Below are 22,628 nucleotides of genomic sequence, written 5' to 3'. Positions count from 1 at the left end.
CCAGTTCCGCCACCGGACGGGCCAGCGCACCGACATCAGGTGGCCGGATCGGTACCCACCGTCGCCTCGACGACCGCGGTGACCCGGAAGGGCGACCCCTGCTGGCACGTCGTCCGCACGTTGGTCGCTTCATGGCCTCGGACAGTGGCCCGACTGCCGGGCACCACACCAGCCAGCTCGCCAATCAGCACGTAGGCCGTCCCATTGCCCACCAGCACGAGACACCCCTTCTCGACCCCTGCCTCCACGGTGCCGGTGAGGGTGAGCTCGGGGCTGGCGTTGCTGGGCGAGCCCGAACTGGGCTCCGGCGCGTACGAGCGCGGCGCCGTGACCCCCGAGTCGACAGTGCTTCCGTCCGACTCTGTCGTCACGGCGCCGCACGCCACGAGTAGGAAGCCACCCAGGACGAGGACCACGGCCAAGGACAGGGAGCGGCTCATCCTTGTGTGACGACCGTGACCTACGCCGGGTTCCGGCATCGTCCACAGCTGGCTTATCGGCACGGCGGCTAACCATTAAGCCGTTCTTGCAGGACTAGGCAACTCCGCCCGCGGCACGGCTGGACATCACAGCTAGCGGTGCCTGGAGGCGTCTTAGTGGGCTACTAGAGACTTTCCGCAGGGCCGGTGTCTGGCCAGACTCGGTCCAGGTGCTCGGCGGGACGCTCTCTATTGGGCTGCCCACCAGCCTCATCGGTGTGGCTCACTATCGGACTGCGGCCCGCCGGGTGCCGTGACGAGGCGTGGCTCAAGAAGGGACTGCCCTGCTCGTAGTAGCACTGCCCACCTCGCCGTCCACACCGGTACGAGCACAGGCGGGAGCGAGGCATGGAGCACGTTGTCATCGGGGTCGACCCCCACAAGCTGTCGGCGACGATCGAGGTCGTCGACGATCACGAACGGATGCTGGGCCAGGGCCGGTTCACGACGGACCGGGCTGGCTACGCGGCGATGCGGGCCTACGCGAAGGCCTGGCCGGTGCGGGTGTGGGCGGTCGAAGGCGCCAACGGCGTCGGACGTCCGCTGGCGCAGCGGCTGCTGGAGTCAGGTGAGCACGTCGTCGATGTCCCGGCCTAGCTCGCGGCGCGAGTGCGGCTCTTCGACACCGGCCACAACCGCAAGACCGACGCGCATGACGCGCACTCGATCGCGATGGTCGCAGTCCGCACCCGAGGCCTTCGGGTGCTGCAGGTCGACGGCGAGCTCGAGGCCCTGCGACTGCTCGTTGAGCGTCGTGAGGCGCTGACTCGTCGCCGGGTCCAGATCGTCGACCGTTTGCAGGCGCTGCTGGCGGAACTCCTTCCGGGACAAGCGAAGAAGGACCTCACCACCGGCCAGGGCAAGCGAATGCTGGCCTCCGTGCGCCCGCGCGACATCGCCGGAAAGACCCGCCGGCGGATCGCGGCCGAAGAACTCTCCGAGCTGGTCGCGGTCGAGGCGAAGATGAAGAAGGCCACCGCCGAGCTGAAGGCAATGGTCGCGGCCCGGGGTTCGCACCTGACAGACATCCACGGCGTCGGCCCAGTCGTCGCCGCGCGTGTCCTGGCTGACGTCGGCGACGTCGCCCGGTTCGCCGACCGCAACCGGTTCGCGTCCTGGACCGGCACCGCCCCGCTCGACGCGTCCTCGGGAGAGCAGAACCGGCACCGGCTCTCCCGGGCCGGCAACCGACGGGTCAACCACGTCATCCACATCGCCGCCGTCACCCAACTCCGCCTGGACACCGACGGCCGGGCCTACTTCCGGCGCAAGCGAGCCGAGGGCAAGAAGCCCCTGGAAGCGCTGCGGTGTCTCAAGCGACGGATCTCCGACACCATCTATCGACAGCTGGTTGCCGACGCCGACTCAGCCCAGGCTCAAGGCACCAACGCGGGCCCGGGAGGGCACCGCGGGGCGTCACTTCAATCCAGCGCGGCCGGCTCACACCCGCACACCGACACTTCGGATCAGCCACTTCCCGGACCCGCACCAAAGACGCTACGCCCCACCGCGCCGCCCCGGAAGACCGAGCCCGCCAAGCGTCTCCAGCCGACCGGTTGACAACAGAAGGGAGCCGGTATGACGCGGGCCGGATGTTGTCCAGCTTGGCCCTCGTCGACGGGGGGGCTAGCTGCGCTGTTGGGCGGCCCACGAAGCGTGCAACGCGGCATACACGCCGTCCTGTCGGACGAGGTCCCGGTGGGGGCCACGTTCCACGATCCGCCCGCGGTCGACGACGATGACCTCGTCGGCGGCTTCGGCGGTGGACAGGCGGTGGGCGATGGCGATGGAGGTGCGTCCCCGGGTCAGCCCCTCGAGCGCGCGCTGGAGGCGCACCTCGGTGGAGGGGTCCACGGCGGAGGTGGCTTCGTCGAGGACGAGCAGGTCGGGGTCGGCGAGGTAGGCGCGAGCCAGCGCCACCAGCTGCCGCTCCCCTGCGGACAGCGACTCGCCACGCTGACCGACCTCGGTGGCCAGCCCCTGGGGCAGACCGGCCAGCCAGGCATCCAGGCCGAGCTCGGTGAGGGCGAGCTTCACGTCGTCGTCGGTGGCGTCGGGGCGGCCGAACCGCACGTTCTCGCGCAGCGTCGCGTCGAAGAGGAAACCCTCCTGGGGCACCAGGACGACCCGCTCGCGCAGCGACGAGAACCGGACCTCGCGCAGGTCGACCCCGTCGATGCGGACGGTGCCCTCGGTGGGATCCATCAGCCGGGTGAGCAGCTTGGCCAGGGTCGACTTGCCGGAGCCGGTCTCCCCCACGATCGCGACTCGGCTGCGCGGCCCGATGGCGAGGTTGACGTCGTGCAGCACCGTGTCGGCGCCGGGGTAGGCGAAGGAGACGCCGTCGAAGTCGACGGCGATGGGTCCACGGGGCAGCACCTGCCCGTCGTCGCCTGGGTCGGCCACGTCGGCCGGGGTGTCGATCACGCCGATGACCCGGCGCCAGCCGGCGACGGCGTTCTGGAGCTCGTTGAGGATCTCGGTGGCCTGCTGGACCGGCTGGGTGAACAGGTTGACGAGGAAGAGGAACGCGAGCAGCTGCCCGAGGGTGAGGTGGCCAGCAGACGCCTGGATCGTCCCGACGACGAGGACCACGGCCAGGGTCAGCCCGGCCACGAGCTGGCCCGAGGAGAAGGCGACGACCGAGCGCACCTGTGCCCGGATGGAGGCGCTCCGGTGCGCCTCGATGGCACCGTCGATGCGATGGGCGGTGCGCTCCTCGACCCCATAGGCCCGGATCGTCGCCGCGCCCACGACGGACTCGGACACGGCCGCCAGCAGGTCGCCGACGCGTTCGCGCACGATCGTGTAGGCCCTACCGACGATGGCCTGGAACCGCTTGATGACGAACAGCAGCGGCACGAAGCACAGCCACACGACGCCGGTCAGCAGCGGGCTGTAGTAGAACATCAGCCCGGTGGCGACGGCGATCTGTCCGAGGCTGAGCACCAGGATGATGCCGCCGAACTGGACGAACTGGCTGATGGTGTCGACGTCCGACGTGACCCGGCTGACCATCGAACCGCGACGCTCGGTGTTCTGGGTGAGCATCGACAGGTCGTGGATGTGGCGGAACGCCTTGAGCCGCAGCGACGCGAGGCCTGCTTCGGAGGCGCGGAAGAGGCGCACGTTCACGGCATACGCGCTCAGGGCGGTGGCCGCCACGGCGATGAGGGCGAACAGGACGTAGCGGGTCACCAGGCCCGGGTCGGGGCCGCCCTTGCCGAGGAGTCCGTGGTCGGTCGTCTGCTGGACCACGAACGGCACGACGATCCGGCCGACGGTCGTGATGGCAGCCAGCCCGAGGGTGACCCAGAGCCCGCGCCGCAGCTCAGGTGAAAGGTCGAGCCCGCGACGCAGGGTCGCCATGGTGCCGAGGGAGGAGGTGGCGTCGATGGACGTGCTCATGCCGTGGCCCCTTCCTCGTCGGCGGCGACGGCGGCCCGCTCGGCCGCCTCACGCGCGTAGGCCGTGACGAGGCGCTGGTAGCCCTCGCACCGCTGCTCCAGCTCACGATGGGTGCCGTGGTCGACGACGCGACCACCTTCGACGTAGACGATCTGGTCGGCCAGCGTGATCGTCGACATCCGGTAGGCGACGACGAGGACCGAGGTGCCGGCGCTGGACCGGCGGAGCCCGGCCAGGATCGCCTGCTCGACCGCCGGGTCCACCGCGCTCGTGGCGTCGTCGAGGACGAGCAGCTGCGGGCCGCGGATCACGGCTCGGGCCAACGCGATCCGCTGGCGCTGGCCACCCGACAGTGACGTGCCCCGCTCCCCCACCCGGGTCTCGATGCCCAGCGGCAGGTCCTGCACGAACCCGGTCGCCTGCGCGATCTCCAGCGCCGCCCACACCTGGTCGTCGGTGTAGTCGCCGCCCAGGGCGACGTTGCCGCTCACCGTGTCGTCGAACATGAAGGTCTGCTGCGGCACGAGGGCGGCCACCGCGGAGACGCCGCCGCGGGTGATCTCGCGAAGATCGAGACCATCGAGCGTCACGTGCCCACGGTGGGGGTCGACCAGCCGCAGGGTGAGGTTGGTCAGCGTCGTCTTGCCCGAGCCGGTGGGGCCGACCAGCGCAACCGTCGACCCAGCAGGGACCTCGAGGGAAACCTCGTGGATGGCCTGGAAGGTCGACTCCTCACCCGCCTCGTCGACGATGTCGTAGGAGTAGTCGACGTGCGACAGCGCCGCGTGCGACGCGCCACGACGCGGCAGCTCGGCCTCACCGAACGCCAGCTCACCTCGCGCCTTGAGGACAGCGTCGACCCGGTCCCAGCCGACCACGGTCCGCGGGAGCTCGCCGAGCACCCAGCCCAGCGCGCGGACCGGGAAGGCCAGCACCGAGATGAGGTAGGCCACCTGGACGACCGCCGCGGGCTCGAGGCGGCCCGAGGCCACCTGGTGTGCGCCGACGACGAGGACGGCAAGCGTGCCCAGGGTGGGGATGGACTCGATGACGGGGTCGAAGGTGCCGCGAGTGCGGCCGACCTCGACGTTGGCCCGCTGCAGCCGCCTGGTGACCTCCTCGAACCGGACCGACTCCTGCTCCTCGCGCCCCATCGACTTGACGATGAGGGCGGCCTCGAAGCTCTCGTGCGCGACCTCGCTCACCTCGGCGCGGAGCTGCTGGGCGCGGGAGACCTTGGGTGACATGGCGCGCTGGAAGACCATGTTGGCCAGGAACAGCAACGGGAAGACGGTCAGGCCGATGATCGCCATGACCGGGTCGACCAGGATCATCTGCACGATGCCGGCGACCAGCATGATGATCACGCCGATGGCCATGGGCAGCGGCGCGAACACGTTCCACGTCGCCTCGACGTCGGCGTTCGCGTTGGACAGCAGCTGGCCGGACGGGTGCCGGTGGTGCCACGCGAGCGGGAGCCTGAGGTACTGCCGGGTCACCTCGCGACGGAAGCCCGCCGCGACGTTGTACATCGTGAAGCCCGCAGCGATGCGCCGGATCACGACGCCGACGACGTTGATCACGACGACCCCGGCGATCCACCCGAAGATGGCCCACAGCTGGGCCGGCGTGGCATGGCCCGCGGCGACCGCCGGCTGGACCTGCTCACGCGTCACCTTGCCGATCGCCGCGGCGGTGAGCACCGTCATCACGCCGTAGAGGGCGCTGCCCGCGACCGCGAGCGCGAACCACCGCGGCTCACGCCGGATCCCGACGCCCACGATGCCGAGGCTGCGGCGCAGCGACGGCGCAGCGTCGACGGACACGACAGACCTCCGGGTTCGGGCACAGGGCGCCCAGGGCGAGTGACAATGTGGAAGGTCCAACCCTCTCACGCGGGTCGGACTCCCACTCCATCCAGGCCCCTCGTCGACGCCTCGTAAGGTCGTCCCATGACCCACCTCGCCCAGCTCGAGCGCGACGCCCTCTGTGACACCTTCGTCGCGATGGGTCCGAACGCCCCCACCCTCTGCTCGCCCTGGACCACCGCTGACCTCGCCGCCCACCTCGTCGTGCGCGAGCGCCGCCCCGACCTCGCACCCGGCATCTGGCTGCCGCCGCTGGCCAGCCGGCTCGAGAGCGGGATGGAGGAGTACGCCGCCAAACCGTGGCCCGAGCTCGTCGAGCTGGTCCGCTCCGGACCCCCCAAGTGGTCGCCCGCCCAGTTCGCCGGGGTCGACGACGCCTTCAACTTCATCGAGTACTTCATCCACCACGAGGACGTCCTCCGCGGCGACGAGACCGTCGGTCCGCAGCGCGAGCTGTCCCCACGCGAATCGCGTGCACTGTGGAAGATGTTGTCCCGCATGGCCAAGGTGTTCTTCCGCCGCAGCCCGGTCGGGGTCGTCCTGCGCACCCCGGAAGGTCAGTCTCTGGAGGCCCGCAGTGCCACCGAGCTCGGCACGGTGGTCCTGGAGGGCACCCCTGCCGAGCTGATGCTCGCGGCATACGGCCGTCATCGCGTCGCCGACCTCGAGGTGACGGGCGGCGAGTCCGCGGTGGACGCCCTGTGGGCCGCCCCTCTCGGCCTCACCTGACCGCCCGGCGACGGCAACCTCAACGCACCGGTATGCCGCCCTCCCGCAGGGCGTCCTTGACCTCACCGATGGTGAGCTCACCGAAGTGGAAGACGCTGGCGGCGAGGACCGCGTCGGCCCCTGCGCGTACCGCTGGCGCGAAGTGGTCGACCCGGCCGGCCCCGCCACTAGCGATCAGCGGGATCCGCACCTCCCGGCGAACCAGCTCGATGAGCTCGAGGTCGAAGCCGTCCTTGGTGCCGTCGGCGTCCATCGAGTTCAGCAGGATCTCCCCGGCACCGAGCTCGGCCGCGCGGGCGCACCACTCGATGGCGTCGAGCCCCGCGCCCTGGCGCCCTCCGTGCGTGGTGACCTCGAAGTCAGCCGTCGTCGCGCCGGAGTCGTCCCGGCGGCGACGGACGTCGGCGGAGAGCACCAGCACCTGCGAGCCGAACCGGTCCGCGACCTCGGCGATGAGCTCGGGTCGCGCGATGGCGGCGGTGTTGACACCCACCTTGTCCGCTCCGGCCCGCAGCAGGCGGTCCACGTCGTCGACGGTGCGCACTCCCCCGCCGACGGTCAGCGGGATGAAGACCTGCTCGGCGGTGCGATGCACGATGTCGTAGGTCGTCTCCCGGTTGCCGCTGCTGGCCGTGACGTCGAGGAAGGTGAGCTCGTCGGCACCCTGCTCCCCATAGGCCTTCGCGAGCTCGACCGGGTCGCCCGCATCGCGCAGGTTGGCGAAGTTGACGCCCTTAACCACCCGCCCGGCGTCCACGTCGAGGCAGGGGATGACGCGGGTCGCAACACTCACGCTGCGAGCGTAGCGATCTAGTCTTGAGCACATGCCCACCGACCACAGAGCGGCCATCCGCCTCGACCGCACGGTGGACGTGGTCGCGGCCATCGTCAGCCTGGTCGACGGCAGCGACGCCCTGTGCGGCAGCACGCACCTCATCTGCATCGACGGCCCGAGCGGCGCCGGCAAGACGACCTTGGCCCGCGACCTGGCCGCAACGCTCGCCGCGCCGACCGTGCACATGGACGACCTCTACCCCGGGTGGGACGGCCTGAGGGCCGGTACGCACCGCGCCCAGGAGTGGATCGTGGGGCCGCTCGCCGAGGGCCTCCCCGCCCGCTACCGGCGCTGGGACTGGGCCGCCGAGCAGTATGCCGAGTGGGTGCAGCTGCCCTCGTCGGAGGTCGTCGTCCTCGAGGGCTGCGGGTCCGGCGCCCTCCCCGCCGGCAAGGCGGCTTCGGTGCTGGTCTGGGTCGAGGCCGAGGAGACCGTGCGCAGGGCGCGCGGACTCGCCCGGGACGCCGGCTACGCCCCCTACTGGGAGGGCTGGGCCGTCCAGGAGCGCCGTCTCTACGACGCCGACCGCACCTGGGAGCGCGCCGACCTGTTCGTCGACACCACCCACCGTCGCTAGCGTGGCGCACGTGATGGACCAGCTCGGCGCGAGCGTCCAGGGGTGGTGGTGGATCGTCGCGCTCGTCGTCCTGTTCGCGGTCGTCTACCGGCTGGGCAAGGGCGGCTCCGGGGGCGCTGCCTCGGGCGCCGGGGCCGGCTGCCTCGTCGCGGTGGTCATCACGGTGCTGTTCTTCCTCGTGGTCGTGTTCTGAGCAGGTCCTGGGCCAGACCGACATAATCGGGGCATGGAACCGGCAGACATGATGGCGGCCGTCACCACGTCGCTGGACGAACGCACCGGCCGATCCCTGGACGAGTGGGTGGCGTTGGTGCGCGAGACCGGCCCGGACCCCCTGGACCAGCGGGCCGTCCGCGCCTGGCTGCGGGAGGTGCACGGGGTTCCGCAGAACTCCCAGTGGGCCATCGCCGATGCTGCGGCAACCGCAGCGGGCCGGCAACGCCCCGATGTCGACGCCTACACCGACGCGCTCTACAGCGGCGCCAAAGCGCACCTGCGCCCGATCCACGACGCGATCATCATCCTGGCCGAGGGCCTCGGCGACGACGTGCGGCGTGAGGGTCGCGGCACCTACATCCCCGTGGTGCGCAGGACCCAGTTCGTCGCCGTGGCCCCAGGGCCGCGCGACACCGTGCGAGTTGGCTTCCGCTTCCGTGAGACCCCTCCGGACGACGAACGACTCTCTCCCGCCAAGGGTTTCGCGCAGGCCACCCACTGGCTGCACCTGGCTGCAGACGCCGACGAGGACGACCTTCGCTCATTGGAACCACTGCTCCAGGCGGCCTACCGCCAGAACGGCTGACGTGACCAGCGTCGACTTCGCACGTGCCGGCCGGCGCTCCCGCCACGAGGCCAGGGCCCGCGTCGACCGGTTGGTCAGCCGGATGTTCTTCATCGTCCAGTGCGGTCTGGGCGCCGCCACCGCCTGGTGGGTGGCCAGCGCGGTCCTGCACCACAACCGGCCGTTCTTCGCGCCGGTGACGGCGATGATCTCGCTGGGGATGTCCTTCGGCCAGCGACTCCGCCGGGTCACCGAGGTGATGATCGGAGTGGCGGTCGGCGTGTTCGTCGGCGACGTCTTCGTGCACTTCTTCGGGTCCGGGTACTGGCAGATCGTGGTCGTCGTCGTGCTGGCCATGAGTGTGGCCGCACTGCTCGGCGCCGGAATGCTGCTGATCACCCAGGCCGGCGTGCAGTCGGTCATCGTCACCACCCTCGTGGCGGGGTCCGGACAGGCGTTCACCCGGTGGCTCGACGCCGTCGTCGGCGGGGTGGTCGCCCTGCTCTTCACCCTGGTCGCGCCTGCCGCACCACTGCGCCGGCCCCGACAGCAGGCCGCACTGGTCGTCCACGAGATCGGCGAGATCCTCGCCGACACGGCCCGCTCGCTGCGCAACCATGACTCCGACCTCGCGTCGGCCACGCTGTCTCGCGCGCGTGAGTCCGAGTCCCTGCTCGACGAGGCCCGGGCGCTGTCCGCTGAGGGCATCGCGGTGGTGCGGCTGTCACCGTTCCGGCGTCGTCACCTCCCCGGCGTCCAGGCCATTGCGGACCTGCTCGAACCCCTTGACCGCGCCATCCGCAACCTGCGGGTCCTGGTCCGTCGCGCCGCGATCGCGACGTGGCGCGAGGAAGCCGTCCCCACGGCATACCTGCACCTATTGGACGCCCTCGCCGAGACGAGCGAGGACATCTCCCGTGAGCTGGGCGAACGTCGCCTGCCCACCAACGCGCGCGTCGGGCTCCAGCGGATCGGCGAGGCCAGTGCCGTCATCGACAAGTCCGCGGGGCTGTCGGGTGAGGTGATGCGCGCGCAGATCCGTTCGATGGTCGTCGACCTGCTGATGCTCACCGGCGTGCCCCATGACGAGGCGATCGAGATGGTGCCTGAGTCGATGTCGACCGGCCCGCACGACGACTGAACCCGGCTGCAAGACTGGCCGGGATGTCTTCCCGTCGCAGCCCCCACCTCCCCCCTGTCTGGCTGATGGCTCTGGCGTTGGTCGCCGTGGCCGCCAACCTGCGCACCGCCATGGCCAGCGTGCCGCCGCTCACCGAGTCGATCGCGGACGACCTGGGCCTGTCCAACACGGCCCTCGGCGCGCTCACCACGCTGCCCGTCCTGTGCATGGGCCTGTTCGCGCCGTTCGCGCAGCGGATCGCCGCGCGACTGGGTGCCGCGGCCTCCATCGAGCTGTCGATCGCGTGCGTCGCGGGCGGTCTGGCCCTGCGGTTCGCCGGTGGCGCGACGTGGCCCCTGTATGCCGGGACGTTCCTCGCCGGGGTCGGTATCGCCATCGGCGGCACGCTCCTCCCTGGCCTGGTCAAGGAGCTGTTCCCGCCCGAACGCGCAGGGCTGGTCACGGGGCTGTACATGCTCGCGATGATGGGCGGAGCCGGTGCGTCGTCGGCCCTGTCGGTACCGCTCGAGGGCTGGTTGGGCTCGTGGCAGGCGGCGCTGGGTTCGTGCTCGCTGCTCGCCGTCGTCGGGGTGCTGGCCTGGGTGCCGGTCCTGACGGGGCATGCGCGGCACCGCGCGGCGAACCCGGCCGTCGTCGCGCCCGTCCGGCTCCCGTGGCGACATGTCACCGCGTGGCTGGTCGCCGCCTACCTCGCCGTCCAGTCGGTCGAGTTCTACTCCACCCTGGCCTGGCTCGCGCCCTCGTACACCGCGCGTGGCTGGGACCCGACGCACGCGGGCTACCTGCTGTCCGTCTTCACGGCGGCCCAGCTGGTGTCCGGCCTGCTGGCCCCAGCGCTGACCGACAAGATCGTCGACCGGCGGGTGCTGCTGCTGTCGGCGTCGGTCCTCGGGCTGCTCGGCCAGGCTGGCCTCTGGCTGGCACCGACCGCCGCGCCCTGGGTCTGGGCGACCGTGCTGGGGTTCGGGCAGGGGGCGTCGTTCGCCCTCGGGCTGGTGCTGATGGTCGACTACGCGGGCACTCCCGCGGCCAGTGCGCGGCTGGCCGGGATGGCGTTCTTCTTCAGCTACACGATCGCGTCGTTCGGACCCGCGAGCATGGGTGCTGTCCGCGACCTGTCTGGCTCGTTCACGGCGGTCTGGGGCACGCTGACGGTCCTGATGTTCGCCCAGGTGGGGCTGTCCTCATTCCTGCGCCCTGGCCTCCGCAAGGTCGACTAGCCGGGGTCTCCCAAAAGTCTGTGCACAGACCTTGGGAGCTCTGCGCAGAGATCAGGTCTCTGCGCAGTGGTGCCAACCTCTGTGCACAGACCTGCGGCCGGCGGCCGGGGCTCAGTCGAGCGTGACGTCCGGGCTGGTCGCCGACGGTCCGAGGGCTTGCACCAGGGCAGCCAACCGACCGGCTTCGGCCCGGGCGAAGCCTGAGTCCGCCTTCTGGATGGCCATCACGGCGAGCGTGTCGGTGTCCGACAGGGCGATGGTCACCCACGGGTCGCCCCCGGAGAACCGCACGTCGACGATCTCCTGCCAGGACACCGTGCGCGTCGTGAACAGGTTGCGCACGGTCAGCGACTCCCGGGTCGGCGTCGCCCGGATCGAGGCGAACCGCCACAGCAGCATCGCGATCGCGACACCCACGGCCGCGAAGAAGAACTTGTCACCGGTGCGCCAGGTGCCACCCTGGTCAGGGCCGGGCAGCAGGACCGCGATCACCCCGAAGATGACCAATGTGGCAACGGCGAAGGCATAGGCGACGGTGCGGCCGCGGCGGGCGCGAAAGACCGCGAAGGCAGCCTGTTCGTCCGCACCACTCGGGGCCCGACCCGCCGGGGTCACGGCCGTCACAACCGGCAGGCGGCGATGTCGGTCACCAGGATCGCCCGCGCCCCGAGGTCGTAGAGCTCGTCCATGATCGAGTTGGTCCGCACCCGCGGCACCATCGCCCGGACCGCGGCCCAGTCCTTGTTCTGCAGTGCCGACACGGTGGGCGACTCCAGGCCCGGCGTGATGGCGCAGGCGGCCTCGACCAGGGCGACCGGGACGTCGTAGTCGAGCATCACGTAGTGGCGCGCGGTGACCACACCGGTGAGGCGTCGGCGCAGGACGTCCACGGCAGCCGTCTCGTGCGACCCCTCGCGCCGGATGAGGACGGCCTCGCTGCGCAGGATCTCCTCGCCGAAGACCTCCAGTCCCTGCTGCCGCAGGGTGGTGCCGGTCTCGACGACGTCCGCGATGACGTCGGCGACCCCGAGCGTGATCGCCGTCTCGACAGCCCCGTCCAGCCGGACCACCTCGGCGCTGACACCCTGGTCGGCGAGGTGCTTGGCGACCAGACCGGGATAGCTGGTCGCGACCCGATGACCCGAGATCTCGGTGACGCTGGCGCAGGTGCCGGGCTTCGCGGCATACCGGAAGGTGGAGCCGCCGAAGCCGAGCGTCATGACCTCGATCGCGGCACTTCCTGCATCCAGCAGGAGGTCACGACCGGTGACTCCGCAGTCGACGGTGCCGGACCCGACGTAGACGGCGATGTCGCGCGGACGCAGGTAGAAGAACTCCACCTCGTTGTCGGAGTCGGTGAGGACGAGCTCCTTGGTGTCGCGGCGCGTGCGGTAGCCCGCTTCGCGCAGCATCTCGACCGCAGGCTCGGACAGGGATCCCTTGTTGGGCACTGCAATTCGCAACATGTCCGTGAAGTCCTCAGAGGTAGGCGTAGACGTCGTCGAGGGTGATGTCAGAGGCGACCATGAGCACCTGCAGGTGGTAGAGCAGCTGGCTGATCTCCTCGGCCGCACGGTCCTTGCCCTCGTGCTCGGCAGCCATCCAGACCTCGGCCGCCTCTTCCACGATCTTCTTGCCGATGGCATGCACGCCGGCGTCCAGCTCGCGCACGGTGCCCGACCCCTCGGGACGGCTCACCGCCTTCTCAGCCAGCTCGGCGTACAGGTCGTCGAAAGTCTTCACACGCCAAGGGTACGGGGAGCGAGGGCGCCGAGGGTGACCGCGGTCGCCACGGCAGCCATCGCCGCCTCGTGCCCCTTGTCCTCGCTGGATCCGGGCAGCCCGGCCCGGTCGAGCGCCTGGGCATCGTCGTCGCAGGTGAGCACCCCGAACCCGATGGGACACCCCGTCGCGACACTCACCTGCGCCAGGCCGTTGGTGACTCCGCTGCAGACGTAGTCGAAGTGCGGTGTGCCACCGCGGATCACGACACCCAGGGCCACCAGCGCGTCGTATGCCGGCGCGAGACGAGCGCACGCGACGGTCAGCTCGACCGTGCCCGGCACCCGGACGAGCGGGACGTCCTCGACGCCGGCTTCAGCGAGGGCACGCTCGGCCCCGGCAACCAGCCCGTCCATGACCTCGGTGTGCCACGAGGCCGCCACGATGGCCACCCTGAGGCCGGCACCTTCGGCAGTGATCGCCGGTGCGCCGTGCCCGCTCATGCGGTGGCGTCCTGGTCGCTCGCGTCCACGACGAGGTCGTGCCCCATCCGGTCCCGCTTGGTCCGCAGGTAGGCGCGGTTGGCTGCGTTGGGGGCGATCGAGAGACCCTCGACCGCCGCGACCTCGATGCCGTAGCGCTGCATGGCCTCGACCTTGGCCGGGTTGTTGGTCAGCAGCCGGACCGTGTGCAGACCCAGCGCGCTCAGGATTGCCGCCGCGGCGGCATACTCCCTGCCGTCCACGGGCAGGTCGAGCTCGAGCTGGGCGTCGACGGTGTCGAAACCGTTGTCCTGCAACGCATAGGCCTGCAGCTTCGAGACCAGCCCGACCCCGCGCCCCTCGTGGCCGCGCAGGTAGACGAGCACGCCCCCCTCGGCGGCGATCCGGTCGAGGGAACGCTCGAGCTGGGGGCCGCAGTCGCACCGCAACGACCCGAAGGCGTCGCCGGTGAGGCACTCGGAGTGCAGCCGCACCAACGGGTTCGGCCCCCCGGCGCCACGCGGGCTGACGAGCGCCACGTGCTCGTCACCGGTCAGCCGGTCGCGGAACCCGACCGCCGAGAACTCGCCGTGCTTGGTGGGCAGCGTCGTCTCGGCAAGGGTCTCGACCCGGTCGTGCAGCTGCCGCCAGGCGATCAGCTGCTCGATGGTGATGACCGGGAGGTCGTTGACCGCCCCGGTCGCGAGCACCTCCGGCAGGCGCATCATCGTGCCGTCGTCGTTGACCAGCTCGCCGATCGCCCCGGCCGGCGCGAGACCCGCGAGCCGGCACAGGTCCACGGCGGCCTCGGTGTGGCCCGGGCGCTCGAGCACGCCACCGGCCTTGGCCCGCAACGGGATCACGTGGCCGGGACGGACGAACGAGTCGGCGGTGGAGGACGGGTCGGCCAGGAGACCGATCGTCCGCGCCCGGTCCGCGGCGCTGATGCCCGTCGTCACGCCCTGTGCCGCGTCGATGCTCACGGTGTAGGCCGTACGCAAGGGGTCACGGTTGTCGGCGACCATGAGCGGCAGACCGAGCCGGTCGGCCATCTCGTTCGTCACCGGCGCGCACAGGTAGCCGCTGGTGTGGCGGATGGTCCAGGCCAGCCACTCGGACGACAGCGTCTCGGCGGCCAAGATGACATCGCCCTCGTTCTCGCGGTCCTCGCTGTCGGTGACCAGCACAGGACGGCCACCGCGCAGCGCGGCGAGGGCGTCCTCGATGCTGGCCAGGCCGATCATGCGGAGACCTCCGCCAGCTCGGGAGCGGGGTCGCGCTCCTCACGAGAAGCCTTGAGCCACACGAAGAAGCCGTAGATGACCAGGGCGCCGTAGACGACGAACAGGATGGCCGTCGGGTAGTACTGCGAGTGCCAGAGGAGGGGGACGCCGACGAGGTCGACCGCGATCCACGCCAGCCAGAAGTCGTTCCAGCCGCGAGCCATCGCGTACGTCGCAACCATCGACCCGACGAAGATCCAGGCGTCGCACCAGAAGTACCAGCGCGGCGCGGGCCAGCCTGCGCCGATCACGGAGAACGCCCACTGGAACACCAGCACGCCCGACACAGCGGCCACGAGGTATGCCGTCCGCTCCCGGACCGTGGCCCAGCGCGGCGTGATGGCGGGAGCCCCAACACCACTGCCCGCGACCTCGCGCGCCTTGCGGACCTCGTTCCAGCGCCACCAGCCGTAAACGCTCGTGAGGATGAAGAAGACCTGCCGCCCGGCCTGGCCGAACAAGGGCTGCTGCGCCTGGGCGTCGAAGGTGGCGCCGATGAACACCGTGAAGAGGAGCACGTTGCCGACGATGCCGATCGGCCAGGCCCAGACACGGCGCCGCAGGCCGCCGATGGCGGACGCGAAGCCGAAGGCGTTGCCGACGATCTCGCGCCACGTGATGGGGTGGCCGGCGATCGTCAGGTGCGCCTCGTAGAGCCGACTGAAGATGTTCATGCGGAGGTCTCCTTGGTGGTGAGCAGGCGTTCGACGTACTTGGCCAGGACGTCGACCTCGAGGTTGACGGTGTCGCCAACCTCCTTGTGTCCCAGCGTGGTGAGGGCAAGCGTGGTGGGGATGAGCGAGACGCTGAAGGTGGCGTCGCCGGACGACTCCGTGTCGACGGCGCCGAGCGCGTCGAGCTCGTCGACCGCCGACACCGTGAGGCTGACCCCGTCGACCGTGATCGAGCCCTTCTCGACGACGTAGCGGGCGAGCGCGTGCGGGAGGCTGAACTGGACGACCTCCCACCGCTCCCCCGGTGTGCGGGTGAGGATGGCGGCCGTGCCGTCGACGTGGCCCTGGACGATGTGGCCACCGAACCTGCTCGATGCCGCCATGGCGCGCTCAAGGTTGACGCGGTCACCGGCACGGAGCGCGCCGAGGCTGCTCCGGTCGAGGGTCTCGGCCATCACGTCGACGGTGAACTGCTCGGAGTCGTGCTCGACGACGGTCAGGCAGACGCCGTTGACGGCGATGGACGCGCCGTGGACGGCATCGGAGGTGACCAGCGGTCCGGCCACGGTGAGCCGTGCCGAGTCGGCGCCGGGTTCCAGCGCGACGACGTGGCCGAGCTCCTCGACGATTCCGGTGAACATCAGCGAAGTCCCTTCAGTGAAGCCGTGATCCGCACGTCGTCGCCGATCAGGGTGATGTCGGTCGGCTTCAGGCGGAGGGCGTGGTCGATCGAGGTGATGCCCAGGTCGCTGACCGACGGACGTCCGCGCCCCAGCAGGACTGGGGCGACGTAGGCCACGAGCTCGTCGACGAGGTCGGCTGCCATGAACGCGGCCGCCACGGTGGGGCCACCCTCGAGCCAGACGTGGTGCACCTCCGCGTCGGCGAGCGCCGACAGGACATCCTTGGGATCGCGGGTCCGCAGCTGCCACGTGGTTGCGGCGCCATCGAGGACACGCGCACCCGCTGGCAGGTCCCGCTCACCCATCACCACGCGGATCGGCTGCTCGGGATAGAGCGACCCGTCCGGGCGACGAGCCGTCAGCTGGGGGTCGTCGAGCAGGGCGGTGCCGGTTCCCACGAGCACGGCACCGCAGCGCGACCGCTGCTCGTGGACGTCGGCCCTGGCCGCTTCTCCGGTGATCCACTGGCTCGACCCGTCAGCCGCCGCGCTACGGCCGTCGAGGGTGGTCGCGAGCTTCCACGTCACCCAGGGACGGCCGGTGGTCACGAGGTGGGTCCAGGTGCGGTTGAGCGCCTGCGCCTCGTCCGCCAGGAGCCCACCGACCACCTCGACACCCTTGCGGCGCAGCCACTTGGCGCCGCCGGCCGCAGCCCGGTTGGGGTCGGTCTGGGCATAGACCACACGAGCCACACCCGCGGCATACAAGGCCTTGGCACATGGCTCGGTGCGCCCGGAGTGGTTGCACGGCTCCAGGGTGACGTAGGCCGTGCAGCCGGCTGCCCGCTCGCCGGCGGCAGCCAGGGCGTCGGCCTCGGCGTGCGGGGTGCCCGCGCCACGGTGCCATCCAGCGGCCACGACGGCACCACCCGCATCGGCGAGCACGCAGCCGACGCGGGGGTTGGGGTTGGCCCGCGGCCCATGCGCAGCCAACGCCAGGGCACGGCGCATCATCGCCGTGTCGGACGTCCGTTGCTCTGCCACTGTCCTGCCCTTGCGCTCGAAACCGTGTCGGTTGAGCTCCGGGGGTCGTGCAGGCGAGCCTGCTGACGAGACCGAGGACGCACGGACGGCACACTGCCGCACTGCGAACCCACTGGTCCCGCTGCTGCGTGCTGCCTACCGTCCGGACTTTCACCGTCGGTCTGGGAGTTCCACCCAGTCAACCGGCCGCTGGCTGCGGTCGGGTCGCGGACTGTCACCGCCGGTTCGGAATTACACCGACCCCGGAGCACGTCAGCCTCCAGTATGCCGCAGGGTCACCTGCGCGGCTCCGTCCGGTCCGCGTGACGGTCCTCACGGGGTGTGGCGGCCCTTTGTCGGGACGGGGCAGTATGGCGAGGTGAAGCTGAAGCTCGACCTGCACGACATCTACAACCGCGGCGACGAGATCGAGCGAGCCCTCGAGGCGGTCATGCAGGAAGCCAAGGACAAGAAGGCGCCGATGGTCGAGATCATCCCGGGCAAGGGCTCAGGTCAGCTCAAGAAGCGCGTGCTTCGTTTCCTCGACCGCAAGGACATCAAGCCGCTGTACCACCGCGTGGAGAAGGACTCGGACAACTTCGGCAGGGTGTTCGTCCATTTCCGATGGAAGTAGCCGCGCGCTCCTTCCATGACGCCTGCGCTCAGTCACGGAACGCGTGAGATAGCCTGCGCCACAATGGAATTGGCTGTGGATTGTCTTCCCTGGTCGTTCGAACAGGTGTACGATACAACCATGTCAGCCAGTCCTACCGCGGCGCAGCGTGAAGGGGACCAACAGGACCTCTGGACGCGCACGGCGACGGCCGCCGGGCGACTCAACCGGGCGCACGCAGACCTGGTCGCCATCGCCGTGGAGCTGATCGAGGGTGGGCACTGGGGCGACGGCGGGTTCCGCTCCCCCGAGCACTACTTCACCGTCCGTGCCGGCCTGTCGCCCGCACACGCCCGCGACGTCGAGGTGGTCGCACGACGACGAGCCGACCATGACGACGAGCCGACCATCCGGACGCGGCAACAGCCCTGAGGTCCGGTGAGCTGTCCCTTGACGCGGCTGCTGTCGTTGCGCACCACGTACCCGCCGACTACCAGGCGTCGATGACCCAGCTGGCCCGGAACGCGACGGTCCCGCAGCTGCGCCGGGCCGTGAGTCGACATGCCTTCCACGACCCGGCTCCTGACCTGCGGACCGTCTCCCCCGAGTCCGCGTCGGACGTCGTCCCCTCTGATGCCGCCGCCTCTGGGAGCGAGTGGGAGCGTCGGGCGTGCGCCAAACCTGAGCTGTCCATGCACTACGACCGGGATGGCCGGTTCCAGCTGAGGTACAGCGCCCCGGCCACGATCGGAGCCCTCGTCGAGCAGGCCGTCAAGGAGGCGAAGGATGCCTTGTTGACCCACCAGCGGGGCGGCGAAGGCGCCGCCACGGCAGCCGATGCGGACGCGAACCTCAGGTCGGTGGATTCGGGCGACACATTGGGCACCCAGCAACCCACCTACGCGGACCCTCTCGCAGAGGTCGCGCACCGGTCCCTCGCTGGGATCGCCTCGACGAGCCGGGCCAGCCACTACCGCGTCTACCTCCACCTCGACACGGGCGGCGGCTGGATCAACAACGGCGGCGCCATTCCGGCCCAGCTCCTGGCGCGATTCCTCACCGACGGCGTCCTGCAACCGGTGTGGGAGACGGACGGGCGACCCGTCAGCGTCGGCCGGACCATGCGCATCCTTCCCGCCCGTTCACGCAGGCTGATCGAGGACCGCGACCGCGGCTGTCGGTTCCCGGGCTGTACCGCCATCCGGTTCGTCGAGGTCCACCACCTGCGGGAGTGGGCCAGGGGTGGAGCCACCGACGTCGACAACCAGGTCAGCCTCTGCCCGTTCCACCACGACGCCATCGACCGCGGGGACTTCACCATCACCGATGAACCCACTCACCACGACGGGATCGTCGTGGTGAGTGGGTACGGCCACCGGCTGCGCCCACCCAGTCCCGACGAGCTCGCACCACCGGATGGGGGCTCCGGCGAGGACGACGAGGTACCCACCACGTACCGACCGCCAACGGGAGAGCGCGCTCGCTGGAGCGAGATCGAGCTTCCCTCCGACCGCGAGCGCAGGGACACCCTGACGCCGCAGCTGCGCCTGGTCCGCGATTCCGAAACGAGCATGGCGACCGAGCCGCCCGTGATGGAGCCGACCGTGATCGAGCGCGACCCGTTCGACGTGATCCGGCGGTGGGATGAGTCCGGCTGACGATCGGCCCGACCGCTGCGGCTGCGGCTGCGGCGCGGCTGCGGCTGCGGCTGCGGCTGCGGCTGCGAGACGGATCAGCTCAGTGGGCGTGTGCCGTCGCCAACGCGCGCAGCTGGTCAACCGCGGCTGCTGCGTCCTCGGCTCCGTAGACGGCCGAGCCGGCTACGAACACGTCGGCACCCGCCTCGGCGCACTCCTCGATGGTCTTGGCGGACACTCCCCCATCGACCTGCACCCAGATCTCGCCGCCGTGGCGGCGCACCGCCTCGCGGACCTGGGCGACCTTGGGCATCTGGTCGGCCATGAACGACTGGCCACCGAACCCCGGCTCCACCGTCATGACAAGAACCATGTCGAGGTCGGGCAGGAGGTCCTCGTAGGGCGCGAACGGGGTGTTCGGCTTGATGGCCATCCCCGCGCGGGCGCCGAGCCCCCGCAGGTTCTTGGCCAGGGTGCGCGGGTCTCGAGCAGCTTCGATGTGGAACGTCACGGACGCGCCGCCCGCCTCGGCATACATCGGCGCCCAGCGGTCCGGGTCCTCGATCATGAGGTGGCAGTCGAGCGGGATCGGGCTGACCCTCGCGAGGGCCTCGACGATCGGCAGGCCCAGGGTGAGGTTGGGCACGAAGTGGCCGTCCATCACGTCGACGTGGGCCCAGTCGGCATTGGCGATCCGGGCCAGCTCGGTCTCGAGGTTCGCGAAGTCGGCGGACAGGATGCTGGGCGAGATCTGCACGCTGCCAAGCCTATCGGCGTGCCATCGTCCGAACGGACCGGCTCCGCCTGACCGTGGGACGCGCTACGGAGGCGGTCGGCACAATCTGGCGCATGCAGGCGCTCGAGAGTGTTGGGGTCACGCTCCTCGTGCTGTCCGGGCTCGCCGTCGTGTGGGCCGGCCTCACCGACCAGGTCGCCAAACGCCGACTCGCTGCGATGAGCGACCTGCTCCTCGCCGGTGAGCACGCCCGGGTCCTCGACCATGCTCAGCCTCCGCGGCCCTATCGGCCGGTGGGCAACCAGCTCCGTGCGACGAGTGCCGTGCTCACCGGGCAGTACGCGCGAGCGCTGCACCTCCTGGACGAGGCCGGCGTGCCCGGACGGCTGCGATCGACCCTGGCGGCGTCGGACGTGAACCTGCGAGGTGCCGCGCTGATCGGCCTGGGCCGGTACCTCGAGGCGACCGCGGTCCTCGGAGACGAGCCGACCACGGCTCTCGCCCGGCACCAACGCGCCCAGGTGGCGGTCGAGACCGGCGACGACGCGGTGGCGCTGCGGCTGCTGGCGGTGCCCGATCGGGAGCCCGACGACGATGCCGGACGTCGCCGCATCCTTGGGGAGCTGCACATCCGCCGCCTGCGACTTGACGAGGGCGAGGCCCTGGTTCGCGAGGCGCAGCGGCTCTACCGAGCGTCCACGATGGCAGGGCGCGAGGTCGACGAGGCCTACTGCGAGCTGCACCTCGGGCAGGCGGCCCTGTCCCGCGGGGACCGGGAACAGGCCGTCCGACGGATCGGCGCCGCCCGGGAGATGCTGAGCGTCAGGCCGGACAACGCGCCGGGGATCGCGCTGGTCGACCTGTACCTCGCGGAAGCGCACGCCCTGGCGGGCGATGAGGCCGCGGCTGACGCTGCCCTGGCTGCAGCGCGGGTCCACGCGCACGCTGTGGCGTCACCGGCCCTGGACGCCGCGTTCGAGCGGGCGACCGGCATGGTCGGCGTCCACCTGTCGCGACCCGATGCGGCCTCGCACCTGCGTGCTGCCCGGGCGATGCACCAAGCGCTGGGAGAGCGCCCCCATGTCGAGTACATCGACACCGTGATCGAACGTCTCGAAGGCCCGACCTGACGACCGCACCCGTCGGGTCCAGCTACGCCACCTGCTGGCCAAATGCCTCCGCCAGCCAGGCTAGCGTCGCCTCGCGGGCTGGGGCGCGGTTCGCGGGCGTGCCGGTGACGGCTCCGGCGACAGGGTGCACCATCACCTCGTCGACGTCGTACTCGGCGGCCAGGGCCGCGATCTGAGCGGCGACGGTGTCGGGCGTCCCGACCACCCATCGCTGGCGCATCTCGTCCGCCAGGCCACGGTGGGCATCGGCGATCCCGGACGCCTCAGCCTGCTCGACCAGGAGCTGCGGCGCCAACGGTCCGCCCGAACGCAGCGCCACCATCGAGGCCAGGTTGGGCAGCGCGAGCCGCTCGGCCTCGGCGTGGGTGGGAGCCACCACGACGTTGACGGTGAGGAAGGTGCGCGGCTGAGGGTGTGCGGCCGAAGGGGTGTAGCCGGTGCGGTAGAGGTCGAGCGCCGCCGCCGTGCCGCGTCCCGAGAAGTGGTGCGCGAAGACGTAGGGCAGGCCACGCTCGGCCGCGAGGCGGGCCGAGTAGTCCGAGGAGCCCAGCAGCCAGACATCAGGCGCCGAGACCGCGTGGGGCGTCGCATGCAGTGGGTGGACGTCACCGCCCACCCGGATGCCCACGCCGTCAGGCGACATCAGGGAGATGACGTCGTCGACGTACTGCGGGAACCGCGCGACCGCGTCCGCCTCGACGCCACCGGCTCCGTGACGCAGGGCGTAGCTCGTCACGGGATCGGTGCCCGGCGCACGACCGATCCCCAGGTCGATCCGACCCGGGTGGGCGGCCTCGAGCAGGGCGAACTGCTCGGCAACCACCAGGGGTGCGTGGTTCGGCAGCATGACCCCACCGGAGCCGACCCGGATGCGTTCGGTGGCAGCTGCCACCATCGCGATGAGGACCGGCGGGTTCGTCGCCGCGACGGCCGGCATGTTATGGTGCTCGGCCAGCCAGTAGCGGCGATAGCCGTGCCGATCGGCCACCTGCGCCAGCGAGCGGGTCGCGGCCAGCGCATCTCCGGTGGTCTGGTCCTGGCGGACGGGTACGAGGTCGAGGACGGACAGCGCTGGTGTGCTCACCTGTGGCGCAACCGGCTGCCACCGGCCCCTATTCCGATGCGGTCAGCGGACCATCCTGATCTCGAGCAGGTCCGGGAACCGCTCCTCGGTGCACGTGGCGCCGTCTGGCGAGAAGCCGTTGCGTTGGTAGAACGCCCTGGCGCGCGGGCTGTCGCGGAAGACCCAGAGCTCCGCCGACTCCTCGCGAGCCAGCACTGCATCGAGGAGCTGCTGCCCCAGGCCTGTCCCGAACCTCGCGGCCTTGACGTAGAGGCCCCGGAGCTCTGTCTGCCGCATCGGCTGCGGTCGCTCGGCCAGCGCCCGCGAAGGTCCCACCACCACGAACCCGCAGATCTCCCCGTCGTCGTCCGCGACCAGCCGCGTCAACCCCTGAGGGGTGGGGGCAGCCAACAGGTCCTCCCACCGCTGAGCGGCATCGTCCACCGTCCAGGTCGTGAAGTAGCCGTCGGGAAGGATCGATCCGTAGCTGTCGACCCACGCTTGGTGGTGCATCGCACCCACGCCGCGTGCGTCCTCGAACACCATCGGGCGGAGCGTCACCGGCATTCCCCGACCTTATCGACGCCGACGCGAGCGGCGCCCGG

General features: G+C 70.7%; 27 protein-coding genes and 1 riboswitch. Of the genes, 12 read left to right on the top strand and 15 right to left on the bottom strand.

Going from position 1 to position 22,628, the window contains the following annotated elements; all coding sequences use genetic code 11:
- Window positions 1–35: 35 nt before the first annotated feature.
- Window positions 36–440 carry a hypothetical protein gene (locus EAH86_RS04895; RefSeq protein WP_140737418.1) on the bottom strand — a complete coding sequence of 135 codons (405 nt, stop codon included), beginning with the start codon at window positions 438–440 and terminating at the stop codon, window positions 36–38.
- A 387-nt stretch (window positions 441–827) separates the two neighbouring features.
- Here EAH86_RS04895 and EAH86_RS20960 point away from each other — a divergent pair, with 387 nt between their 5' ends.
- Window positions 828–1,076, top strand: a complete 249-nt coding sequence (locus EAH86_RS20960) for a hypothetical protein (RefSeq protein WP_338325226.1) — start codon at window positions 828–830, stop codon at window positions 1,074–1,076.
- 12 nt (window positions 1,077–1,088) lie between these two features.
- Complete coding sequence (locus tag EAH86_RS04890) at window positions 1,089–2,039, top strand: transposase (protein ID WP_338325225.1); 951 nt, start codon at window positions 1,089–1,091, stop codon at window positions 2,037–2,039.
- A 66-nt stretch (window positions 2,040–2,105) separates the two neighbouring features.
- Here EAH86_RS04890 and EAH86_RS04885 read toward each other — a convergent pair whose 3' ends face one another.
- Window positions 2,106–3,887 carry an ABC transporter ATP-binding protein gene (locus tag EAH86_RS04885; protein WP_140737417.1) on the bottom strand — a complete coding sequence of 594 codons (1,782 nt, stop codon included), beginning with the start codon at window positions 3,885–3,887 and terminating at the stop codon, window positions 2,106–2,108.
- A complete protein-coding gene (locus EAH86_RS04880) occupies window positions 3,884–5,713 on the bottom strand; it encodes an ABC transporter ATP-binding protein (protein ID WP_140737416.1) in 1,830 nt (609 codons plus the stop codon). The genes EAH86_RS04885 and EAH86_RS04880 overlap by 4 nt, the downstream gene beginning before the upstream one ends.
- Window positions 5,714–5,839: 126 nt before the next feature.
- Here EAH86_RS04880 and EAH86_RS04875 point away from each other — a divergent pair, with 126 nt between their 5' ends.
- Window positions 5,840–6,484, top strand: coding sequence for a TIGR03085 family metal-binding protein (locus tag EAH86_RS04875; RefSeq protein ID WP_140737415.1), 645 nt, complete (start codon window positions 5,840–5,842; stop codon window positions 6,482–6,484).
- Window positions 6,485–6,503: 19 nt separating this feature from the next.
- Here the strand turns inward: EAH86_RS04875 and hisF are convergent, their stop codons facing one another.
- Window positions 6,504–7,277, bottom strand: coding sequence for an imidazole glycerol phosphate synthase subunit HisF (gene hisF, locus EAH86_RS04870; protein WP_140737414.1), 774 nt, complete (start codon window positions 7,275–7,277; stop codon window positions 6,504–6,506).
- 31 nt (window positions 7,278–7,308) lie between these two features.
- On the opposite strand from hisF, the gene EAH86_RS04865 reads away from it, so the two are divergent.
- From EAH86_RS04865 to EAH86_RS04845, 5 genes are read left to right on the top strand one after another with little or no spacing between them, the layout of a single operon-like run.
- Window positions 7,309–7,896 carry an AAA family ATPase gene (locus tag EAH86_RS04865; protein ID WP_140737413.1) on the top strand — a complete coding sequence of 196 codons (588 nt, stop codon included), beginning with the start codon at window positions 7,309–7,311 and terminating at the stop codon, window positions 7,894–7,896.
- Window position 7,897: 1 nt separating this feature from the next.
- Window positions 7,898–8,089, top strand: a complete 192-nt coding sequence (locus EAH86_RS04860) for a hypothetical protein (protein WP_140737412.1) — start codon at window positions 7,898–7,900, stop codon at window positions 8,087–8,089.
- A gap of 33 nt (window positions 8,090–8,122) precedes the next feature.
- On the top strand, window positions 8,123–8,698 hold the full coding sequence (locus tag EAH86_RS04855; RefSeq protein ID WP_140737411.1) for a DUF5655 domain-containing protein: 576 nt from the start codon (window positions 8,123–8,125) through the stop codon (window positions 8,696–8,698).
- A 1-nt stretch (window position 8,699) separates the two neighbouring features.
- Window positions 8,700–9,818 carry an FUSC family protein gene (locus EAH86_RS04850; protein ID WP_241668185.1) on the top strand — a complete coding sequence of 373 codons (1,119 nt, stop codon included), beginning with the start codon at window positions 8,700–8,702 and terminating at the stop codon, window positions 9,816–9,818.
- Window positions 9,819–9,841: 23 nt separating this feature from the next.
- A complete protein-coding gene (locus EAH86_RS04845; RefSeq protein WP_241668184.1) occupies window positions 9,842–11,038 on the top strand; it encodes a CynX/NimT family MFS transporter in 1,197 nt (398 codons plus the stop codon).
- 111 nt (window positions 11,039–11,149) lie between these two features.
- Here EAH86_RS04845 and EAH86_RS04840 read toward each other — a convergent pair whose 3' ends face one another.
- The 8 genes from EAH86_RS04840 to ribD are packed head-to-tail and all read right to left on the bottom strand — an operon-like array spanning window position 11,150 to window position 16,865.
- Window positions 11,150–11,662: a PH domain-containing protein gene (locus tag EAH86_RS04840; RefSeq protein ID WP_241668183.1), complete on the bottom strand. Its 513-nt coding sequence runs from the start codon at window positions 11,660–11,662 to the stop codon at window positions 11,150–11,152.
- Window positions 11,659–12,504 (bottom strand): ATP phosphoribosyltransferase, encoded by an 846-nt coding sequence (gene hisG, locus EAH86_RS04835; protein ID WP_140737410.1) that lies wholly within the window; start codon window positions 12,502–12,504, stop codon window positions 11,659–11,661. Before hisG ends, EAH86_RS04840 begins: the two co-directional genes overlap by 4 nt.
- A 13-nt stretch (window positions 12,505–12,517) precedes the next feature.
- Window positions 12,518–12,781 carry a phosphoribosyl-ATP diphosphatase gene (locus EAH86_RS04830; RefSeq protein WP_140737409.1) on the bottom strand — a complete coding sequence of 88 codons (264 nt, stop codon included), beginning with the start codon at window positions 12,779–12,781 and terminating at the stop codon, window positions 12,518–12,520.
- Entirely contained in the window at window positions 12,778–13,263 is a 486-nt protein-coding gene (gene ribH, locus EAH86_RS04825) for a 6,7-dimethyl-8-ribityllumazine synthase (protein WP_140737408.1), read from the bottom strand. Before ribH ends, EAH86_RS04830 begins: the two co-directional genes overlap by 4 nt.
- Window positions 13,260–14,486 carry a 3,4-dihydroxy-2-butanone-4-phosphate synthase gene (gene ribB / locus EAH86_RS04820; protein WP_194150732.1) on the bottom strand — a complete coding sequence of 409 codons (1,227 nt, stop codon included), beginning with the start codon at window positions 14,484–14,486 and terminating at the stop codon, window positions 13,260–13,262. The genes ribH and ribB overlap by 4 nt, the downstream gene beginning before the upstream one ends.
- Window positions 14,483–15,199: a nicotinamide mononucleotide transporter family protein gene (locus tag EAH86_RS04815; protein WP_140737407.1), complete on the bottom strand. Its 717-nt coding sequence runs from the start codon at window positions 15,197–15,199 to the stop codon at window positions 14,483–14,485. Before EAH86_RS04815 ends, ribB begins: the two co-directional genes overlap by 4 nt.
- Window positions 15,196–15,840 carry a riboflavin synthase gene (locus tag EAH86_RS04810; RefSeq protein ID WP_140737406.1) on the bottom strand — a complete coding sequence of 215 codons (645 nt, stop codon included), beginning with the start codon at window positions 15,838–15,840 and terminating at the stop codon, window positions 15,196–15,198. Before EAH86_RS04810 ends, EAH86_RS04815 begins: the two co-directional genes overlap by 4 nt.
- Complete coding sequence (ribD, locus tag EAH86_RS04805; protein ID WP_241668182.1) at window positions 15,840–16,865, bottom strand: bifunctional diaminohydroxyphosphoribosylaminopyrimidine deaminase/5-amino-6-(5-phosphoribosylamino)uracil reductase RibD; 1,026 nt, start codon at window positions 16,863–16,865, stop codon at window positions 15,840–15,842. Before ribD ends, EAH86_RS04810 begins: the two co-directional genes overlap by 1 nt.
- 124 nt (window positions 16,866–16,989) lie before the next feature.
- Window positions 16,990–17,120, bottom strand: a riboswitch (FMN riboswitch).
- A gap of 103 nt (window positions 17,121–17,223) precedes the next feature.
- On the opposite strand from ribD, the gene EAH86_RS04800 reads away from it, so the two are divergent.
- The 3 genes from EAH86_RS04800 (at window position 17,224) to EAH86_RS04790 (ending at window position 19,115) form a co-directional block, all read left to right on the top strand.
- Window positions 17,224–17,478: a Smr/MutS family protein gene (locus EAH86_RS04800; RefSeq protein WP_140737405.1), complete on the top strand. Its 255-nt coding sequence runs from the start codon at window positions 17,224–17,226 to the stop codon at window positions 17,476–17,478.
- Between the two features lie 120 nt (window positions 17,479–17,598).
- Window positions 17,599–17,889 carry a hypothetical protein gene (locus tag EAH86_RS04795; RefSeq protein ID WP_140737404.1) on the top strand — a complete coding sequence of 97 codons (291 nt, stop codon included), beginning with the start codon at window positions 17,599–17,601 and terminating at the stop codon, window positions 17,887–17,889.
- A gap of 71 nt (window positions 17,890–17,960) precedes the next feature.
- Window positions 17,961–19,115 carry an HNH endonuclease gene (locus EAH86_RS04790; RefSeq protein ID WP_241668181.1) on the top strand — a complete coding sequence of 385 codons (1,155 nt, stop codon included), beginning with the start codon at window positions 17,961–17,963 and terminating at the stop codon, window positions 19,113–19,115.
- A gap of 79 nt (window positions 19,116–19,194) precedes the next feature.
- Here EAH86_RS04790 and rpe read toward each other — a convergent pair whose 3' ends face one another.
- The gene (rpe, locus tag EAH86_RS04785; RefSeq protein ID WP_140737402.1) at window positions 19,195–19,851 is read right to left on the bottom strand and encodes a ribulose-phosphate 3-epimerase; all 657 of its coding nucleotides are present in this window, start codon (window positions 19,849–19,851) and stop codon (window positions 19,195–19,197) included.
- 92 nt (window positions 19,852–19,943) lie between these two features.
- Between rpe and EAH86_RS04780 the strand changes: the two genes are divergently transcribed.
- The gene (locus EAH86_RS04780; RefSeq protein ID WP_140737401.1) at window positions 19,944–20,960 is read left to right on the top strand and encodes a hypothetical protein; all 1,017 of its coding nucleotides are present in this window, start codon (window positions 19,944–19,946) and stop codon (window positions 20,958–20,960) included.
- 22 nt (window positions 20,961–20,982) lie between these two features.
- Here EAH86_RS04780 and EAH86_RS04775 read toward each other — a convergent pair whose 3' ends face one another.
- Window positions 20,983–22,044, bottom strand: a complete 1,062-nt coding sequence (locus tag EAH86_RS04775) for an LLM class flavin-dependent oxidoreductase (RefSeq protein ID WP_206665716.1) — start codon at window positions 22,042–22,044, stop codon at window positions 20,983–20,985.
- Between the two features lie 42 nt (window positions 22,045–22,086).
- Window positions 22,087–22,590: a GNAT family N-acetyltransferase gene (locus tag EAH86_RS04770; protein ID WP_140737400.1), complete on the bottom strand. Its 504-nt coding sequence runs from the start codon at window positions 22,588–22,590 to the stop codon at window positions 22,087–22,089.
- Window positions 22,591–22,628 lie beyond the last annotated feature (38 nt).

The sequence above is a fragment of the Pedococcus bigeumensis genome (assembly GCF_006438965.1).
Lineage (GTDB): Bacteria > Actinomycetota > Actinomycetes > Actinomycetales > Dermatophilaceae > Pedococcus > Pedococcus bigeumensis_A.
Note: the sequence above shows the minus strand (reverse complement) of the source record. Positions and strands in the feature narration are given on the sequence as shown.

What these genes read in the sequence shown, in the direction of transcription:
- EAH86_RS04795 (WP_140737404.1), top strand. Translation starts at nt 17,599, where the DNA reads ATGTCAGCCAGTCCTACCGCGGCGCAGCGTGAAGGGGACCAACAGGAC.
- hisG (WP_140737410.1), bottom strand. Translation starts at nt 12,504, where the DNA reads ATGTTGCGAATTGCAGTGCCCAACAAGGGATCCCTGTCCGAGCCTGCG.
- ribB (WP_194150732.1), bottom strand. Translation starts at nt 14,486, where the DNA reads ATGATCGGCCTGGCCAGCATCGAGGACGCCCTCGCCGCGCTGCGCGGT.
- EAH86_RS04855 (WP_140737411.1), top strand. Translation starts at nt 8,123, where the DNA reads ATGGAACCGGCAGACATGATGGCGGCCGTCACCACGTCGCTGGACGAA.
- EAH86_RS04790 (WP_241668181.1), top strand. Translation starts at nt 17,961, where the DNA reads ATGACCCAGCTGGCCCGGAACGCGACGGTCCCGCAGCTGCGCCGGGCC.
- EAH86_RS04780 (WP_140737401.1), top strand. Translation starts at nt 19,944, where the DNA reads ATGCAGGCGCTCGAGAGTGTTGGGGTCACGCTCCTCGTGCTGTCCGGG.
- EAH86_RS04810 (WP_140737406.1), bottom strand. Translation starts at nt 15,840, where the DNA reads ATGTTCACCGGAATCGTCGAGGAGCTCGGCCACGTCGTCGCGCTGGAA.
- EAH86_RS04885 (WP_140737417.1), bottom strand. Translation starts at nt 3,887, where the DNA reads ATGAGCACGTCCATCGACGCCACCTCCTCCCTCGGCACCATGGCGACC.
- ribH (WP_140737408.1), bottom strand. Translation starts at nt 13,263, where the DNA reads ATGAGCGGGCACGGCGCACCGGCGATCACTGCCGAAGGTGCCGGCCTC.
- EAH86_RS20960 (WP_338325226.1), top strand. Translation starts at nt 828, where the DNA reads ATGGAGCACGTTGTCATCGGGGTCGACCCCCACAAGCTGTCGGCGACG.
- EAH86_RS04815 (WP_140737407.1), bottom strand. Translation starts at nt 15,199, where the DNA reads ATGAACATCTTCAGTCGGCTCTACGAGGCGCACCTGACGATCGCCGGC.
- EAH86_RS04875 (WP_140737415.1), top strand. Translation starts at nt 5,840, where the DNA reads ATGACCCACCTCGCCCAGCTCGAGCGCGACGCCCTCTGTGACACCTTC.
- EAH86_RS04865 (WP_140737413.1), top strand. Translation starts at nt 7,309, where the DNA reads ATGCCCACCGACCACAGAGCGGCCATCCGCCTCGACCGCACGGTGGAC.
- EAH86_RS04770 (WP_140737400.1), bottom strand. Translation starts at nt 22,590, where the DNA reads ATGCCGGTGACGCTCCGCCCGATGGTGTTCGAGGACGCACGCGGCGTG.
- EAH86_RS04895 (WP_140737418.1), bottom strand. Translation starts at nt 440, where the DNA reads ATGAGCCGCTCCCTGTCCTTGGCCGTGGTCCTCGTCCTGGGTGGCTTC.
- EAH86_RS04845 (WP_241668184.1), top strand. Translation starts at nt 9,842, where the DNA reads ATGTCTTCCCGTCGCAGCCCCCACCTCCCCCCTGTCTGGCTGATGGCT.